17 protein-coding genes are annotated in these 16187 nt (G+C 69.0%); 8 read left to right on the forward strand and 9 right to left on the reverse strand.

All coding sequences use genetic code 11. The features are described from left to right. Positions 1–463: 463 nt before the first annotated feature. From KRR26_RS07440 to KRR26_RS07450, 3 genes are all read right to left on the reverse strand, one after another. Entirely contained in the window at positions 464–1042 is a 579-nt protein-coding gene (locus KRR26_RS07440; protein WP_217079473.1) for an SRPBCC family protein, read from the reverse strand. Positions 1043–1170: 128 nt separating this feature from the next. Beyond that, entirely contained in the window at positions 1171–1827 is a 657-nt protein-coding gene (gene maiA, locus KRR26_RS07445) for a maleylacetoacetate isomerase (protein WP_217079474.1), read from the reverse strand. Beyond that, positions 1824–2804: a fumarylacetoacetate hydrolase family protein gene (locus tag KRR26_RS07450; RefSeq protein WP_120205916.1), complete on the reverse strand. Its 981-nt coding sequence runs from the start codon at positions 2802–2804 to the stop codon at positions 1824–1826. Before KRR26_RS07450 ends, maiA begins: the two co-directional genes overlap by 4 nt. A gap of 309 nt (positions 2805–3113) precedes the next feature. Here KRR26_RS07450 and glsA point away from each other — a divergent pair, with 309 nt between their 5' ends. Together glsA and KRR26_RS07460 are read left to right on the forward strand one after the other, a co-directional pair. Continuing rightward, entirely contained in the window at positions 3114–4247 is a 1134-nt protein-coding gene (gene glsA / locus KRR26_RS07455; RefSeq protein WP_199723770.1) for a glutaminase A, read from the forward strand. Between the two features lie 98 nt (positions 4248–4345). Then, positions 4346–6274 carry a S9 family peptidase gene (locus tag KRR26_RS07460; protein WP_120205915.1) on the forward strand — a complete coding sequence of 643 codons (1929 nt, stop codon included), beginning with the start codon at positions 4346–4348 and terminating at the stop codon, positions 6272–6274. 68 nt (positions 6275–6342) lie between these two features. Here the strand turns inward: KRR26_RS07460 and KRR26_RS07465 are convergent, their stop codons facing one another. After that, complete coding sequence (locus KRR26_RS07465) at positions 6343–6750, reverse strand: hypothetical protein (protein ID WP_120205913.1); 408 nt, start codon at positions 6748–6750, stop codon at positions 6343–6345. Positions 6751–6958: 208 nt separating this feature from the next. Here KRR26_RS07465 and KRR26_RS07470 point away from each other — a divergent pair, with 208 nt between their 5' ends. Then, a complete protein-coding gene (locus tag KRR26_RS07470) occupies positions 6959–7333 on the forward strand; it encodes a SpoIIAA family protein (RefSeq protein WP_120205912.1) in 375 nt (124 codons plus the stop codon). A gap of 136 nt (positions 7334–7469) precedes the next feature. Next, positions 7470–8717 (forward strand): phosphoglycerate dehydrogenase, encoded by a 1248-nt coding sequence (gene serA, locus KRR26_RS07475; RefSeq protein WP_120205910.1) that lies wholly within the window; start codon positions 7470–7472, stop codon positions 8715–8717. 19 nt (positions 8718–8736) lie between these two features. On the opposite strand, the gene KRR26_RS07480 is transcribed toward serA, so the two are convergent. From KRR26_RS07480 to KRR26_RS07490, 3 genes are all read right to left on the reverse strand, one after another. Beyond that, positions 8737–10140, reverse strand: a complete 1404-nt coding sequence (locus KRR26_RS07480; protein ID WP_217079475.1) for an FAD-binding oxidoreductase — start codon at positions 10138–10140, stop codon at positions 8737–8739. A 66-nt stretch (positions 10141–10206) separates the two neighbouring features. Continuing rightward, a complete protein-coding gene (locus KRR26_RS07485; protein WP_217079476.1) occupies positions 10207–10800 on the reverse strand; it encodes a hypothetical protein in 594 nt (197 codons plus the stop codon). Between the two features lie 10 nt (positions 10801–10810). Further along, a complete protein-coding gene (locus KRR26_RS07490; RefSeq protein ID WP_120205905.1) occupies positions 10811–11506 on the reverse strand; it encodes a carboxypeptidase-like regulatory domain-containing protein in 696 nt (231 codons plus the stop codon). 331 nt (positions 11507–11837) lie between these two features. Between KRR26_RS07490 and KRR26_RS07495 the strand changes: the two genes are divergently transcribed. Beyond that, positions 11838–12410 carry a hypothetical protein gene (locus KRR26_RS07495; protein WP_328707074.1) on the forward strand — a complete coding sequence of 191 codons (573 nt, stop codon included), beginning with the start codon at positions 11838–11840 and terminating at the stop codon, positions 12408–12410. 17 nt (positions 12411–12427) lie between these two features. Next, on the forward strand, positions 12428–12973 hold the full coding sequence (locus KRR26_RS07500; protein WP_120205904.1) for a hypothetical protein: 546 nt from the start codon (positions 12428–12430) through the stop codon (positions 12971–12973). A gap of 50 nt (positions 12974–13023) precedes the next feature. Here the strand turns inward: KRR26_RS07500 and KRR26_RS07505 are convergent, their stop codons facing one another. After that, entirely contained in the window at positions 13024–13509 is a 486-nt protein-coding gene (locus KRR26_RS07505) for a hypothetical protein (RefSeq protein ID WP_120205902.1), read from the reverse strand. 98 nt (positions 13510–13607) lie between these two features. Here KRR26_RS07505 and KRR26_RS07510 point away from each other — a divergent pair, with 98 nt between their 5' ends. Next, positions 13608–14300, forward strand: a complete 693-nt coding sequence (locus KRR26_RS07510; RefSeq protein ID WP_120205900.1) for a TetR/AcrR family transcriptional regulator — start codon at positions 13608–13610, stop codon at positions 14298–14300. A gap of 10 nt (positions 14301–14310) precedes the next feature. Then, positions 14311–15219 carry a lytic transglycosylase domain-containing protein gene (locus KRR26_RS07515; RefSeq protein ID WP_120205899.1) on the forward strand — a complete coding sequence of 303 codons (909 nt, stop codon included), beginning with the start codon at positions 14311–14313 and terminating at the stop codon, positions 15217–15219. Between the two features lie 80 nt (positions 15220–15299). On the opposite strand, the gene KRR26_RS07520 is transcribed toward KRR26_RS07515, so the two are convergent. Further along, positions 15300–16187 (reverse strand): haloalkane dehalogenase, encoded by an 888-nt coding sequence (locus tag KRR26_RS07520; protein WP_217079477.1) that lies wholly within the window; start codon positions 16185–16187, stop codon positions 15300–15302.

Below are 16187 nucleotides of genomic sequence, written 5' to 3' on the forward strand. Positions count from 1 at the left end.
CTCGGACGCCATCGCTGGCAACGAGAAAAGTAGGACTACGGCGAGAATACGCGCTCGGGCCATGAAATCTCCGGCTGCGTTCTACTATGTGCCTCCTGTTTGTTTGAAGGACGTACCGGATGACAGGCTGGTCATGGACACGACCGTCCAGAAGCGCAGATCCTCGATTTCACGACACGCTGAAACAAGAGGCGCCCCTATCGCGAATAGCGGCCCTGCAGTGATGCGTCGTGTGATGCCGCAGCCCGGAAAGCAGAGCAACGGGAACGAGAACGACTGAGGGAGGCGAGCGTCACACCTCCAGGTTCACGCCAAGCAGAGAAGGGCGTAACAGAATCCCCAACTGAGCCCCGCCGGATTCGCCGGCCGTCAAACATCGTCTGAAGGTGACTCGCTACGTCTTCCTCCAAGGACCCACGCGGAGGAGAACAGGACGCCACACCTGTGCCTCCCCCATCCCAGCTCAGTGACCGCTCGCGCGTGACTCGGCGGAAGCCACGGCGTGCTTGGCCATGTCCTCGAGTCCGGCGGCACCGAGGCGCGCGAGTCCTTCCTCGAAGTTCTTCCCCTGCATGCTGTCTACGTCCAGCAGCACCGTGAACGCCTTGCCCATGAAGCCGTTGTCCCCCTCCATCCGCCAGGTCACCTTCGTTCCCTTCCCGTCCGGCACCAGGAGGAACACCGCGTAGCTCGTGGCCGAAAACGGCTTCAAGAACACCATCTCCACCCGCACCCGCTCCTCGGGCAGGCTCTCCTGGATGGTCAGCCGCCCCTCGCCCATCTGGTTGTTTCCCTTCCACGCGTACCGCGCCCCCACCCCCGTCGGCGCCCCATCGATGCGCCGCTCCGCGTTCGGGTCCAACTTCTCGAAGGGCGACCACCGGCCCCACTGGTGGAAGTCATTGAGCAGCGTGAAGACGACGGACGCGGGCACCGGCAGATGCGCGGTCCGCTCGATGCGGAACGCCGCCGGACGCGTGGCGACAAACACGATGAAGCCGACGACGAGCACCGCGAGCGCAATGAGGATGTACGAGGCCATGGGAGTCTCTCTTTCGTGGGGAGAGCCGAAGCGGGCTTCCATCCCGACAACGAATGAGGATTCGGTGGATCGACACGGCCCGCATTTTTCGGCCTGCGGGCCGTGCCACGGGGTTTTCGCCCCTCGGACTACGCCGGCTGCGCGTCGGGCTGACGGTCCGGATGCGCCGCCTGGAAGGCCGGGAGCGCCTCACACGCGGCCTCGATGCGCAGCAGCGTGGGGTACTGCGCCACGTCCACCGCGAAGCGCCGCGCGTTGTAGAGCTGCGGCACCAGGCAGATGTCCGCCAACGACACCGAGTCTCCCACACAGAAGCGACCCGCCCACGGCTTCACCGTGGTCTCCAGCGCCTCCAGGCCGCGCCCAATCCAATGCGCCGCCCAGGCCCGCTCGTCCGCCTTCAGCTCGTTCTTCAGCTTCTGGAGGACCGACAGGTTCTGCAACGGCTGGATGCCCGAGTTCACCATCTCCGCGAGCATCCGCACCCGGGCCTTCAACAGCAGGTCCTCGGGGAACAACGAGGGCTGCGGCACGCGCGCGTCCAGGTACTCCAGGATGGGGAGCGACTGGGACAGCCGCCGCGTCTCGCCATTCTCCGTCCACTCGAGCGTGGGCACCGTGCGCATGGGATTGAGCGCGCGGTACTCGGCCGTGTTCTGCTTGCCCCCATCCTCCATGAGGTGCACGGGGATGTACTCGAAGGACAGGCCCTTGAAGTGCAGCCCCACCCGCGCCCGCCAGGACGCCGAGGAGCGCCAGTAGCTGTAGAGACGCAACCCCTTCATGGGACCTTCACCACCTTCTGCGCGATGCGCCCGAACACGCTGTGCCCCTCTGCATCCTGCATCTCGATCTCGATGGTGTCGCCGGGCTTCATGAAGGGCGTCTTCGGCTTGCCCTCCTCGATGGTTTCGATCATCCGCCGCTCGGCGAGGCACGAGATGCCGCGCGCCCGGTCCGCGTTGGACACCGTGCCGCTGCCCAGGATGGTGCCCGCCGTGTACGCGCGCGTCTTGGTGATGTGCTGGATGAGGTCGAAGAAGGAGAAGTGCATCTCCGGCCCCGCCTCGGGGTCGCCCACGAGCTGGCCGTTGAGCGTGCTGCGCATGCGCAGGTGCACGCGCCCGTCGTGCCACGCCGCACCCAGCTCGTCCGGCGTCACCGCGAACGGACCGAACGCCGTGGCCGGCTTGCTCTGGAAGAAGCCGAAGCCCTTGGCCAGTTCATCCGGGATGAGGTTCCGCAGCGACACGTCGTTGGCGATCATCACCAGCTTGACGTGCTTCGCGCCGTCCTGGGCCTTGGTGCCCTGCGGCGTGTCGCCGAGGATGACGGCGACCTCGCTCTCGAAGTCCATGCCCCACGCCTCATCCGCCAGCGGCAGGTCCGCGGTGGGCGCGAGGAAGTCTCCCGAGCCGCCCTGATAGACGAGCGGATCCGTCTTCAGCGTGGCGGGCGGCTCGGCGTTGCGCGCCTTGCGCACCAGGATGACGTGGTTGAGGTACGCGCTGCCGTCCACCCACTCGTAGGCGCGGGGCAACGGGGCGTGCAGGGCCTTCTCGTCGAGCGGGCGGCTCTGCACCGTGCCCGCCTCGAGCTGCTGCGACAGCGCGCGCAGCAGCGGCTCCTTCGCATCCCAATCATCCAGCGCGGCTTGCAGGGTGAGGGCCACGTTGGTGGCCAGCGCATAGGCTGAATTGTCCCGCTTGACGACGATGAGCCGTCCGTCCCGGGTACCGTCCTTGAGCGTCGCGAGCTTCAATGCCGGGCTCCCTGGCGGCCAGGAGAAGTAGCGGCGGCCGCCGCGTGCGCCCCGGCTTTTCGTCCGGGGGGCGGGGGGAGTCAAGCGTTCGCATGGGCATGCCGCACCGAGTCCACGCGCATCCCACCTCCAAGCAGCCACGCGGGCCGTCCGCGCCCCGGCTCGTCCGCGGGGACAAGGCAGCCAGGCACACCCACCCGGTCGTCGCGGACCGCGTCCGTTGCCGGACGGTGACGGGCATTCCCAGCATGAAGGCGGCGGCCATTTCGCGCCCAGGCACCCGCCGCGCTCGCGGCGACCGGAGGAGCCATGACGAGGACGATGAGCCAGCGGTGGAAGCAGGGAGCGGTGCTCGGTGGCGTGCTGTGGCTCATGGGCCTGCCCGCGAGCGCGCTGGCGCTCGCCCCCCAGGCCGACACCTCGGCATCGTCGGCGAAGCACGAGGCCGCGATGCAACGCGCGGACCTCACCGACGAACAGGCGCGCAGCGCCATCCAGCACGCGCACGACCAGTTCCGCTACGTGAAGGAAGGCAAGAACGCGGATTACATCCCGTTCCTCGCCCAGGTGAACCCGGACTACTTCGGCATCGTGATTGTCACGGTGGATGGGCGCGTCTTCGAGGTGGGGGACAGCCAGCAGCCCTTCGCCATCGAGTCCGTCTCCAAGCCGTTCACCCTGGCGCGCCTGCTCCAGGACGTGGGCGCGGAGACGGTGGAGACGAAGATTGGCGCCAACGCCACGGGCGCGCCCTTCAACTCCATCACCGTCATCGAGGAGAACAAGGAGGCCAAGCGGCCGCCCGCGGGCAACCCGCTGGTGAACGCGGGCGCCATCGCGTCCGTGAGCATGGTGCCGGCGGGCAACGCCGACGAGCGCTGGGCCCGCATCCTCGGCACCTACAACCTGTTCGCCGGGCGCAACCTCTCCGTGAACCAAGAGGTCTATCGCTCCGAGTCGGACACCAACACGCGCAACCGCGCCATCGCGTGGCTCTTGAAGTCCTATGACGTCATCCCGGGCGACCCCATGGAGGCCTTGGACATCTACACGCGGCAGTGCTCGGTGGCCATCACCGCCAAGGACCTGGCCGTGATGGGCGCCACGCTGGCCAACGGCGGCGTGAATCCCCTCACCGGCAAGCGCGTGATTGACGAGAAGAACGCGGAGAAGGTGCTGTCGCTGATGCTCACCACGGGCCTCTATGAGAACTCGGGCAAGTGGTCCTTCGATGTGGGCCTGCCCGCCAAGAGCGGCGTGGGCGGCGGCATCGTCGCCGTGGTGCCGGGGCGCTTCGCCATCGCGACGTTCTCACCTCCGCTGGATGAGGCGGGCAACAGCGTGCGCGGCCAGAAGGCCGTGCAGTCCATCGTGGATTCGATCGGCGGCGACGTCTTCAACGACCATGCGCCCGGCACCGGACAACCCGCGGCCCGGCCCTGACCGGCCCAGGCCCGCGCGGTTCCCCCGGGGATGGGGTTTGCGTCACAGTGTCGGGCGGGTGGTCCCCGCCGCCCGATACCCCATCGCCCGGAGTCCGCATGACCGTCTGGAATGCTTCATGCCGAGCGCTCGCCCTGGTGACCCTCCTGCCGCTCGCGGCCGTCGCGCTGCCCGCGCCCACCGCGCCCCCGCGTCCATCCAAGCAGTACACCATTGAACAGTTCATGGGGACGACCGGGCTGGCGGGCATGGACTTCACCGCCGACCAGAAGCACCTCCTCTACTCGTCCAATCAGACGGGCATCTTCAACATCTTCCGCGTCCCCGTGGGCGGAGGGGCGCCCGCCCAGCTCACCCACTCCACCACCGACAGCACCTTCCTCGTGAGCGCGTTCCCGCGCGACGAGCGCCTGCTGTTCCAGCGAGACCAGGGCGGCAACGAGCAGGTCCACCTGTACGTGCGCACCCCGGACGGCAAGGAGCGAGACCTCACGCCGGGCAGCAAGCTGCGCGCCTCGTTCCTGGGCTGGAGCCGCGATGACTCCGCCTTCTACGCCCTCACCAACGAGCGCGACGCGCGCTTCATGGACCTGTACCGCTACGACGCGAAGACCTACGCGCGCACGCAGCTCTTCCAGAACGACGCGGGCTACGACGTCGCGGGCGTGGCGCCGGACGAGAAGTCCCTGGCGCTGCTGAAGCCCCGCACCACGTCCGACAGCGACCTGTGGCGCTATGACCTGGCGACCCGCGCGCTCAAGCTCCTGACGCCCCACCAGGGTGACGCCCAGTTCTCCGTCGCGGACTTCGACCCGCTCTCCGGCGCGCTGTACGTGCTGACCAACGTCGACTCGGAGTTCACCCGCGTGATGCGCTATGTGGACGCCACCGGGACGCTGGAGGAGGTGGAGAAGACGGACTGGGACATTGTCTCCTCCACGTTCTCGCGCAGCGGCGCCTATCGCATCACCGTCATCAACGAGGACGGCCGCGCCACGGTGCGCCTGCACGACGTGAAGAAGGGCACCGAGCTGCCCCTGCCCACGCTCCCCGAAGGGGACGTCGTCGCGGTCCAGTTCTCGCGCGATGAGCAGCGGCTCTCGCTGCTGCACAACGGCGACCGCTCGCCCACCAACCTCTACGCCTACGTGCTCGCGACGAAGAAGGCCACGCGCCTGACGAACACCCTGTCGCCCACGGTGGATCCGGAGGACCTGGTGGAGGCCCAGCGCGTGCGCTTCAAGTCGTTCGACGGCGTGGAGATCCCCAACATCCTCTACAAGCCGCACCAGGCCTCACCCGACAACAAGGTCCCCGCGCTCGTCTGGGTCCATGGCGGCCCGGGCGGACAGACGCGCAAGGGCTACGCGGCGTTCATGCAGTACCTGGCCAACCACGGATATGTGGTGCTCGGCATCAACAACCGGGGCAGCTCGGGGTACGGCAAGAGCTTCTTCCGCGCGGATGACCAGAAGCACGGCCGCGAGCCGCTGCGCGACTGCGTGGAGGCGCGCAAGTACCTGGCCAGCCTGCCGTACGTGGACGCCACGCGCGTGGGCATCATCGGCGGCAGCTACGGCGGCTACATGACGCTGGCCGCGCTCGCCTTCCACCCGGACGCCTTCAACGTGGGCGTGGACATCTTCGGCGTGGCCAACTGGCTGCGCACCTTGAAGAACATGCCCCCGTATTGGGAGTCCCGCCGTCAGGCGCTCTACCAGGAGATGGGCGACCCGACGACGCAGGAGCAGATGCTGCGCGACATCTCGCCCCTCTTCCACGCGGAGCAGATCCGCAAGCCGCTGCTCGTCATCCAGGGCGCCAACGACCCACGGGTGCTGCGCGTGGAGTCCGACGAGATGGTCCAAGCGGTGCGCAAGAACAACGTGCCCGTCGAGTACGTCGTCTTCCCCGACGAGGGCCACGGCTTCAAGAAGAAGAAGAACGAGTTGGAGGCCTACTCGCGCACGCTGGGCTTCTTGGAGCAGTACCTCAAACAGCCCGCCAGCGCCGCCGTCACCAACTGACCCCCTGGCGCAAGGCGAAGCGGTGGGCAACGCATCTTTCGTCGCCCACCGCTCGCCCCGTCTACGACTCAGACGCGGAGCGGGTTCACCGCTTCCGGGCACTCCCAATACGTGTACTCGCACACGGCTCGGGAGGGATCGCACGGCACCTGGAGGATGGTGACGAGCTCACAGGGGTGACGCGGAGCCTTCGCCTCACCCGTCTGGCGCGTGCGGCTGCCGCTCGCCGCGCCCTCCGATGCATCGGTTCCGTGAGCGTCAGGCCCACGGGCTTCAGGCGCGAGCGGAGGTGGAACGACCTCCGCGTGGTTGCCTGTCTGTCCACTTCCCTGGGAGCGCCCCTTGCCCTTGCGAGAGGCCCCCCGCGCTTCCTGCCTCGACTCCCCCGACGGTGGTACCGACATGGACGACACCACCGGCAGGAGTCCCGGCGCCGCACCCAGCATCGCGCCGAGGACGTACAGCCTGGTTCTCATGAAACCCCCTTGCCGGCTTCGACCGCCCGCGCACGCCATGGCGCACGGGGCCCGATCGAACGGCAGCGACGAGGGTCGCCGGTGGGTCTGACATTCCTGCCCTCCAGGACAACACGGACACCGGGCAGGCACGAAGGAATGACACACGCCGGTATCCGATGACGGCCCCAGCGGGTACGATGCCCGCCCTCTCTGGAGCCGTAATCGAATGCCATTTCAGATCCACGTCCACCCGCCGCGCATCCTCGAGGTCATCTATCCCGCGGAGGTCACCGCGGAGGACCTGGCCGAGTACGAGAAGCAGCTCAAGGGGGTCATCGCGAGCCTCGGCGGTGATTGGTCCGCGCTGGTGGACCAGTCGCAGCTTCGGGTGATGCCCTCCAACGTGGTGGGCGTGATGGCGAACCTGAATGCCTACGCCCAGCTCCACGGCATGCAGCGCTCGGCGCGCGTGGTGAGCGACCCGTCCAGCGGCCTCCAGGCGTGGCGCATGACGAAGCGGGCCATGCTCAACATCCCCGCCCGCACGTTCCAGACCCGCGCCGAAGCCCTCGAGTGGCTCCAGAACCCCGACGCGGACTGAGCCCCTCTTCCCCATGGGGACGGCGCCGCCCACTGTCCCCGGGCGAGCACGTCCCCTGTCCTCCCAGACGACCTCTCAACGGCCCCGTCCAAGCGAGGCTTGACAGCCCGCAGGCCGCCATCTAACGCACAGCGCCATGAGCACATCCGGTTCGTCGCCGCAGCGTCCCATCAGCAAGAAGGGTCCCTTCCGCGTCCTGCTGCTGGAGAACATCCACGTGTCGGCGCAGGAGATGTTGTCCGCGGAGGGCCTGTCGGTGGAGCGGTTGTCCGCGGCGCTCAAGCCGGAGGAGCTGGCGGAGCGGCTGCAGGGCGTGCACCTGTTGGGCATCCGCAGCAAGACGACCATTCCGCCGAGCGTTCTGGCCAAGGCCAAGGACCTGCTCGCGATTGGCGCGTTCTGCATCGGCACGAACCAGGTGGACCTGCCGGCGGCCAATCAGCACGGCGTCCCGGTGTTCAACGCCCCGTTCAGCAACACGCGCAGCGTGGCGGAGATGGTGTTGGCGGAGGTGGTGGTGCTCACGCGCCAGCTCTTCGACCGCAGCCGCGAGGTGCACACCGGCCAGTGGCGCAAGGTGGCCACGGGCAGCCACGAGGTGCGCGGCAAGACGCTGGGCATCATCGGCTATGGCCACATCGGCTCGCAGCTCGGCGTGCTGGCCGAGTCCCTGGGCATGCGCGTGCTGTACTACGACGTGATGACCCGGCTGCCCTTGGGCAACTCGCGCCCGGTGGCCACGCTGGCGGAGCTGTTGGGCCAGTCCGACTTCGTCACCCTGCACGTGCCGGCCACGCCCTCCACGCACATGATGATGGGCGCGGAGCAGTTGGCGCAGATGAAGCCGGGCGCGTGCCTCATCAACGCCAGCCGCGGCACGGTCGTGGACATCAGCGCGCTGGCGCAGGCGCTGCGCTCCAAGCACCTGAGCGGGGCCGCGGTGGACGTCTATCCCGAGGAGCCCGAGGGCAACTCGGACGGCTTCGTCACCGAGTTGCAGGGCCTGTCCAACGTGGTGCTCACGCCGCACATCGGCGGCTCCACCGAGGAGGCGCAGGCGTCCATCGGCAAGGAGGTGGCCACGTCCCTGCTCAAGTTCTTCAAGTCCGGCGCCACCACGGGCGCGGTGAACTTCCCCAACGTGGAGAACCCGCTCATCCCCGGCACGCACCGCATCCTCAACGTGCACCGCAACACGCCAGGCGTGCTGCGTGACATCAACCGCATCGTCTCGGACCTCAACGCCAACATCCACGCGCAGGTGCTGAGCACGGACTCCAACATCGGCTACCTGGTGATGGACCTGGACCAGGACGTGTCCCAGCAGGTGTGCGAGGCCATCGCCAGCCTGAGCACGGACATCAAGACGCGCATCGTGTCCTGACGTCCGCGCGCGAACGGGCTCACGCGTCGAGGATCTTCCCAGGGTTGAGGATGCCCTGGGGATCCAACGCGCGCTTGAGGGCGCGCAGCAGCTCCAATTCCGCCGGGGCCCGCGAGTACGCGAGGTAGTCCTTCTTCAACAGGCCAATGCCATGCTCGGCGGAGATGCTGCCGCCGTGCTTGCGCACCAGCTCGAACATCGCGTGGTCCGCCTGCTTCACGTGGGCGAAGAACGCGTCCTTCTCCAGCGTGTCCGGCTTCATGATGTTGACGTGCAGGTTGCCGTCCCCGATATGGCCGAAGAGGCAGATTTCCCAGCCCGGGTAGCGGGCGCGGAAGACGCTGTCGAGCTCGGCGCAGAAGGCCTCCAGCGCGGCCACCGGCAGCGAGATGTCGTTCTTGTGCAGCACGCCGGTGGCGGACAGGCTCTCGCTGATGGACTCGCGCAGCGCCCACAGCTCGGCGGACTGGGCCATGCCCTGCGCCTGCGTGCCGTCCGTCACCAGCCCCCGCTCGAAGAGGGACGCCAGCCACGCCTCCACGGCGCTCGCGTCCGGGCTCTCGGCCTCCAGCAGCACGTAGCAGCCGCTGGGCGCCTCGAAGGGTGAGCGCAGCTTGCGGTGGCGCTGCACGCGGGCGAGGCACAAGTCGGTGAAGAACTCGTAGGCCGAGATGAGCAGCGGCGCCTGCCGCGCGTCGCGGAACAGCCGCAGCACGGCGGCCACGTCCGGCACGGCGAAGAGGAACACGTCCTGCTTGCCGGGCAGACGCGTCAGCTTGAGCGTGGCCTCGGTGATGACGCCCAGCGTGCCCTCGCTGCCGATGAAGAGCTGGCGCAGGTCCGTGCCGGTGTTGTTCTTCTCCAGCGCGCCGTTGAGCTCCAGCACCTGCCCCGTCGCCGTCACCACCTGGAGCCCCAGCACCCACTGCCGCGTGAGCCCGTAGCGGATGACCTTCACGCCACCTGCGTTGGTGGCGATGTTGCCGCCCACGGTGCTCGACCCCTTGGACGCGAAGTCCACCGGCCACGTCAGCCCGTAGGGCGCGCAGTGCTGGTGCACCGCCTCCGTCACCGCCCCCGCCTGCACGCGCACCGTGTTGCCGAGCGAGTCCACCGCGTCCATCCGGTTCATCCGCCGCAGCGACAGCACCAGCTCGCCTCGCGCCGCCACCGCGCCGCCCGCCAGCCCCGTGCGCCCACCGGACGGCACCACCGCGACGTGGTGCTGGTGGCAGAGCGACAGCAGGCGGGACACCTCGTCCGTCGTGCGCGGCAGGGCCACCGCGCTGGGCGCCGGCGTGTACACGCGCGTCCAGTCGCGACCGTACTCCTGAAGCTCGCTCGGCTCCCGAGAGAGGAAGTCCGACGGGAAGCCCTCGGCGAGGGCGCGGAGGAAGTCAGCGGGGAGCGCGGCGGTGGACATGGCGCAGGCGTATTTCACGCATCGCGCCATGACAAGCCCGAGGGTGACGGGGCCAGGGTGGCCTGACTACCTGGCGCCGCTCGACCGCTGCGACCGGCACCACGCGCTCGCGCCGAGGGCGGTGCGCTCCAGCAGCTTCCGCAGCCGGGCCACGGGCTCGGGGGGCGCGGGGGCCTTATCGTCCCAGACGAACTCCACCTCCACGGTCCGCATCCCCGCCGTCACGGTGAAGTCCTCCTGGAGGCGGTACTCCGGGGTGTTCACCCGGACCTTGGGCAGGCAGGGCCAGGTGCGCGCGGAGGCCTTGCCCCGGGAGTAGCGCAGCGGCCCCTCGGGAAGCTGGGGGAGGAGCGCGGCGATGGCCGCGGCCCGCGCCGGGTCGTCGTCCAGTCGGACGGCCTCTGGCGCGTGGAAGTTGTGGTTCTTCACCGACACGTCCTTGATGGAGCTGGAGTCGGGGTCGGACGCGACGACGAGCGTGACGTGGTCCTCACTCACGCCCGAGGAGGACTCACGGACGAGGGACGTACGATACTCCACCGCCCAGAGCAGCTCCGGCGCGGGCTCCGCGTGGGCCGGACTGCCCAGCAGCAAGCCGGACACGAGCAGCGGGGCCCACTGCGACAACGACTTCACCCAGACCCTGATTCGTCCTCGCATCCGGAGCGTCTTAGCACCCGGGCCCGTCCTCCTTCATCGGGACGCGGATGAGCAGCGGCTGCGTGCCCGTGGCCAGCGCCTCCTCGCCCACTGCGAGCAGCTCTCCTCGAGCCCGCACCTCCAGCCGCCCGAGCGCCGCGGCTGGGGGCACTTGAGGAAAGCGGAAGCAGCCCCGCGCGTCCGTTCGCGTGCTCAAGCGCAGCGTGGGCAGCTCCACCAGGGCGCCGGGAATGGGCTCGTCCCCAGGCCCCACCACGCGGCCTTGGAACGTCTCGTCCGGCGCGGAGGCCACGACCACGGGGAAGCCCGCCCGGCGAGGGGCCGTCTCCTGCCGCTCCTTGCGCACCGGAATGCGCAGGCGGAATCCCGGGCGCGGCGGCACGCGCAGCCCAGCCCACACCGCCGCGGCCACGGGCGCCAGGTCCACCTCGAACTCCGACTCCTGCATGGCCGCGAACACCAGCTCACCGAGCAGCCGATGCGCGGCTTCAGGTGAGGCCGCGCCCGCGGTCACCAGGTAGCAGACCGAGAACTGCAGCGGCGCACGCCGGCCCGTGCGAGCCGCCGGCGCGGGCGCCAGCTCCAGCAGATACAGGCAGACGCCGCGCTCCAAGGCCTCGCGGTCCGGCACGCCCAGATGCACGGGGGCATCCAAGGCAATGCGGCCCACCCACGCCTTCAAGCGTTGATCGACCTCGTCGATCATCCAGTCCCTCGCATCCCGGGCCGCCTCTCCGGAGCGCCCCGTGCCGCCCACGTCACTTCTTCACCAGCAACGCACCTTCGCATCCCCTCCCGCCCACGCCCATGGCCCTCCAGGATTATCATGGAGTTCTAGCTAAGACAGTTGTGCGGGTTTCCACAGGCCCAGGTGGGAGACCGAACACCCACCTGGGAAACCCGTGGGCGTCGCTTCTCTTTCACCGGGCCTTCCGCGAATGATGCCCCCTGGGCCGGAAACCAGTGGAACGACATCCATGATGATGATGGGCATACCTCCAGAAAGACGACGCAGTCCCCTTCGACTCGCGCGGCCGGTGGCGGTGCTGTTGGGCGTGTTGACATTGGGCCTGAGTGCACAGGCCCAGGCCCAGGAGGGCGGGGGCGGGCAGTACAAGCTGGGTTTGCTGGTGGACGCGGGGGCGCCTCACGGGGTGGGCGTCTCGGCGGTGGTGAAGCCAACGCCGTGGCTGCGGTTGCAGGCGGGTCCCACGACGAACTCGCTCAGCTTCGGCCTGCGGGGCGGGGTGAGCGTGCTGCCCCTGCAGACCTTCATCTCGCCGTCCATCAACGCGGAGGCGGGGCACTACTTCGGCTCGGACTACAACGACGTCATCGACTGGTTGGGCCGCACGCCCGGGCCAGCCACGGCGGGCATCCGAGACGTCGCCTATGACTACGTGGGCGGCAGCCTCGGCCTGGAAGTGGGCGCGGCCAACCGCTTCAACTTCTTCCTGCACCTGGGCCTGAGCTACGTCGCGCTCAACGTGAAGGACCCCACGCCGCTCCTCCAGGACGCGACGAACGACGACAGCGTCACGGCCGGACCGCTCCACGTGCGCGCCACCATTCCCTCGGTGAAGCTCGGCTTCATCTTCTACTTCTTCTGAGCCAGGAGCCTCCCGCCATGCGCATTCCTTCCTATCGGGCGCTCCTGCTGTGCGCCGCGCCGTTGCTCGTCACGGGCTGCGACTCGCTCTTCACCCTCGAAGTCGAGGCCGAGGAGATCTGCAAGACCCAAGCGGACGTCTCGTTCCCCGCCGCGCCCTCGGGCACCGCGAGCGTCCAGCAGACCCTCTCCCTGCCCCTGGGAGACTTCGCCGAGCCGCTGCCCGAGGACGTCGAGGTGACGTCCGCGCTGCGGCTCAAGACGTTCGAGGTCGACGCCAACACGGACCTGAGCGGCATCGAGCGCGCCACCGTGTCCTTGCGCAAGCCCGGCTCCGACGAGGTCATCCTCGTGGGCGAGTACCGCCGCTCCGGCACCGGCCCCGTGCGGCAGATCCGCCTGACGGGCGGCGGCGCGGTGGACGTGCTGGACCTGGCCAAGCAGAGCAACCTCGACTTCGTCTTCGACGCGAAGGGCTCGCTGCCGTCCACCCAGTGGACCGCCAACATGAAGGTCTGCGCCGCCGTGAAGGCGCGGGCCAACTACTTCAACCTGCTGTTCTGACCGTTCGCGCGCCCGGCGCCTCGCTCGTTCGAGGCGCCGGGGCGGCGCGCTCAGGACGCCGCCGCCGCGGGCTGCACGCCGAGGAACTCGCGCCGCGTCCCCATCACATGGTCGAAGAACGGGTGCGTCACGCACCAGTTCGCGTTCTGGTCGCGGCCCATGTGGTGATCGTAGTGCCAGGGCAGGTGCGCGCGCGCCCACGCCGGGTCCAGGTGCGCGCGGCGGTGCACGCGGTAGTAGTTCGCGGCGCAGGCCCACACCGTGCCCACGAAGAAGGGCGCCACGGGGAACAGGGGCGCGTGGGCCAGGGCCAGCACCGCCAGGGCGAGCAGCTCCTTGGTCTGCGCGGACCACGTCCACAGCGAGCGCAGGTACTGGTCATCCAGCATGTCGTGGCGGCGCGACTTCTGGTGGTGCTCGTTCCAGTGGAAGCTCCAGATGCTGCCCTTGCGCCGCCCCAGCCCGTGGAGCACGTGCTTGTGCAGCACCCATTCCCCGAAATTGGAGTACGCCCAGCCCAGCGGGATGCCAATCATGGCCTTCTCCGGCGGGCCGCCCGGCCGACGGCCCAGCAATAAACAATGACTATTTGGTCACTCTTTTTGTATCCCGTGACGCGCTGGAGTGCAAACCCATGGCGACCCTGAAGCGGCCGGGCCCACGCGGCGGGCCCCGAGACGTCAACCGGAGGGAGCGGACCCGCGTGCTGGAGGACGCCGCGCTGCGGCTGTTCCTCGAGCGAGGCCTGGACGCGGTCACCATCGACGACATCACCCAGGCGGCGGGGGTGGCCAAGGGGACGTTCTACCGCTACTTCGAGGACAAGGCCGCGCTGGTGGACGCGCTGCTGGCGCCGGTGCGCGAGGCCCTGCTGGAGGGGCTGGAGGTGTGCGGACGCGCGCTGGTGGCGGCACGGGACGTGGAGACCATGTTCGAGGCGTACCGGGCGATGGCGGCGGTCATCGCGGGCGCGCTCTTGCAATACCCGAGCGTGGTGCGGCTGTACCTCCAGGAGTGCCGAGGGCCGGCGGTGGGGGCGCGGCAGAAGGTGGTCGCGCTGGCGAGGCAGGTGGCGCACCACGCGGTGGACATCACCCAGAAGGCGCACACGCACGGGCTCCTGCGGCCCATCCGGCCGGCGGTGAGCGCGCTCGCGGTGGTGGGCGCGGTGGAGCGCCTGCTCCTGGCCGTGCTGAGCGAGGAGGACGCAGGGCTGGGCAATCCGCTGGAGATTCCGGACGCGCTCACCACGCTGGTGCTGGACGGGCTGCGGAGGCCGGGGGGGCCCGCGCGCCGGAAGTTGGACGGGGAGCCCAAGCGCCCGTAAGGGTGGGCGCGTGGGACACAAGCGAGCCCGGGGCGGGTTCCAGATTCCAGGGTGGGCGTGGTGGCTGGTGCCGTGCGTGTTGGCCCCCGTGGTGGTGCTCAACCTGCTGGTGGCCTGGCTGGGTGACACGCGGGTGCCGCTCCTGTCCTTCGACTTCCTGGCGACGAAGGCGCGGGCGCTCGGGGCGTATGCGCAGCATCGTCCGTCATGCGTGCTGGATGAGCATCCGCCGCTGGAGCCGCTCGTGGTGGCCGCGGAGCGCCGGCACGGCATTCCGACCGGGCTGCTCCAAGCGCTCGTGCAGGTGGAGTCCGAGACGCACACGCATCGCATCTCCGCGGCGGGAGCGATGGGGCCGGGGCAGCTCATGCCGGACACAGCTCGGCACCTGCGGGTGGAGGACCCGTTCGACCCGGGTCCCGCCATCGAGGGCAGCGCGCGCTACCTGGCGGAGCAACTGCGTCGCTTCGACGACGTGCGGCTGGCGGTCGCGGCGTACAACGCAGGTCCGGGCGCGGTGAACGGACACGTGCCCCACAACGGAGAGACCGAGTTCTACGTGGCGAAGGTGATGACCGCGTACGCGCACCTGCGTCCGCCCCCCGCGCCCGCGGCGAGGCCGCCCCTGCGAGTCGCGGACAAGCGAGACGCGCCGAGCCCCGTCGCGAGGACAAAGCCCGAGCCCGCCCCGCGTCCGCAGCCCGTGGCCGAGCGCCCCGCCCGCCCCCCACCGCCACGAAACCAGAAGGTGGCGCAGCAGCCCTCACGCAAGGCGACGCCGTCGACAGCGCGGTCTCAGCACACGGTCCAGCGGGGCACACCTCGCCCCCCCGTTGCGCGTGAGCGCGTTCCGGCGAAGCCAGCGGTGCGGGACGACGCACCCAAGAAAGCCTCGGCGCACGCGACTCGCGGCGCCTGACCGTCCGCGGTTCGCCGTGGGCTCACCCAACAGTTCTTCGAGACGTAGCGCCCCAGGGAGCCTCGTCACGCCAATGACAATCACACCGCGGGCAGCCTGCGCATCCAGTCCGCGATTCCCTGACCGATGGCGTGCGGGTGGTCTTCCTGGATGAAGTGCAGCCCCCGCCCCAGGTCGATGACCTCCAGGTGCGGCAGGTGTTCGCGGCACCAGGCCACCAGCGGCGGTGGCACGAGCACGCCGGGCTCTACGGCGAACAGCAACTTGGGCAGCGGCGAGTGACAGAGGGCGTCTCGATATCGCTCCACAATCCTCGCCACGTCCACGGGGTGTCCCGCGACGGGAATCTCGCGCGGCCAGGCCAGCGTCGGCTTGCGTGAGGTCCGGTCCGGGAACGGCGCCCGGTAGTGCGCCATCTCGGCCGGCGTCAGTCCTCTCACCACCGAGCCCGGTAGCACCTGCTCCACGAAGATGTTCTGGTCGAGCACGAGGTCCTCACCCACGCCCGGGTCTCGGAAGCGCTGGAACAAGCCTCGCGCTCGCTCCGGAAACTGCTCCCACGACGCGAGCGGCGACAGGAACGCCTCCATGAAGACCACGCCTCGAACACGCTCTGAGTGTCGCATGGCCCAATCCAGACCAAGCGCCGAACCCCAGTCATGAACCACCAGCGTGATGCGGTTCAATCCCAACGCGGAGATAAACCCATCCAGATACCTCGCATGGTCCACGAACCGGTAGCTCAACTCGGGCTTGTCCGAGGCTCCCATTCCAATGAGGTCCGGCGCGATGCACCGCCCCAGTCCTCGCAGGTGTGGAATGACATTGCGCCAGAGATAGGACGATGTGGGATTGCCGTGCAGGAACAGGATGGGGGCACCCTGCCCTTCATCGACATACGCCATGCGGGAGCCGTGCACCTCGACGAAGCGGTGCGTGAAGGGAAACTCAGCGGAGATGGAGGTCAT

The organism is Citreicoccus inhibens, assembly GCF_019039035.1.
In the GTDB taxonomy this organism is placed as follows: Bacteria; Myxococcota; Myxococcia; order Myxococcales; family Myxococcaceae; genus Citreicoccus; species Citreicoccus inhibens.

Excerpts from the sequence above, each read along its gene's own strand:
- glsA (WP_199723770.1), top strand. The coding sequence starts at position 3,114 with ATGACGAGGACGATGAGCCAGCGGTGGAAGCAGGGAGCGGTGCTCGGT.
- KRR26_RS07500 (WP_120205904.1), top strand. The coding sequence starts at position 12,428 with ATGCGCATTCCTTCCTATCGGGCGCTCCTGCTGTGCGCCGCGCCGTTG.
- KRR26_RS07465 (WP_120205913.1), bottom strand. The coding sequence starts at position 6,750 with ATGAGAACCAGGCTGTACGTCCTCGGCGCGATGCTGGGTGCGGCGCCG.
- KRR26_RS07485 (WP_217079476.1), bottom strand. The coding sequence starts at position 10,800 with ATGCGAGGACGAATCAGGGTCTGGGTGAAGTCGTTGTCGCAGTGGGCC.
- KRR26_RS07470 (WP_120205912.1), top strand. The coding sequence starts at position 6,959 with ATGCCATTTCAGATCCACGTCCACCCGCCGCGCATCCTCGAGGTCATC.
- maiA (WP_217079474.1), bottom strand. The coding sequence starts at position 1,827 with ATGAAGGGGTTGCGTCTCTACAGCTACTGGCGCTCCTCGGCGTCCTGG.
- KRR26_RS07480 (WP_217079475.1), bottom strand. The coding sequence starts at position 10,140 with ATGTCCACCGCCGCGCTCCCCGCTGACTTCCTCCGCGCCCTCGCCGAG.
- KRR26_RS07440 (WP_217079473.1), bottom strand. The coding sequence starts at position 1,042 with ATGGCCTCGTACATCCTCATTGCGCTCGCGGTGCTCGTCGTCGGCTTC.
- KRR26_RS07520 (WP_217079477.1), bottom strand. The coding sequence starts at position 16,187 with ATGACCTCCATCTCCGCTGAGTTTCCCTTCACGCACCGCTTCGTCGAG.
- KRR26_RS07505 (WP_120205902.1), bottom strand. The coding sequence starts at position 13,509 with ATGATTGGCATCCCGCTGGGCTGGGCGTACTCCAATTTCGGGGAATGG.
- serA (WP_120205910.1), top strand. The coding sequence starts at position 7,470 with ATGAGCACATCCGGTTCGTCGCCGCAGCGTCCCATCAGCAAGAAGGGT.
- KRR26_RS07490 (WP_120205905.1), bottom strand. The coding sequence starts at position 11,506 with ATGATCGACGAGGTCGATCAACGCTTGAAGGCGTGGGTGGGCCGCATT.
- KRR26_RS07510 (WP_120205900.1), top strand. The coding sequence starts at position 13,608 with ATGGCGACCCTGAAGCGGCCGGGCCCACGCGGCGGGCCCCGAGACGTC.
- KRR26_RS07460 (WP_120205915.1), top strand. The coding sequence starts at position 4,346 with ATGACCGTCTGGAATGCTTCATGCCGAGCGCTCGCCCTGGTGACCCTC.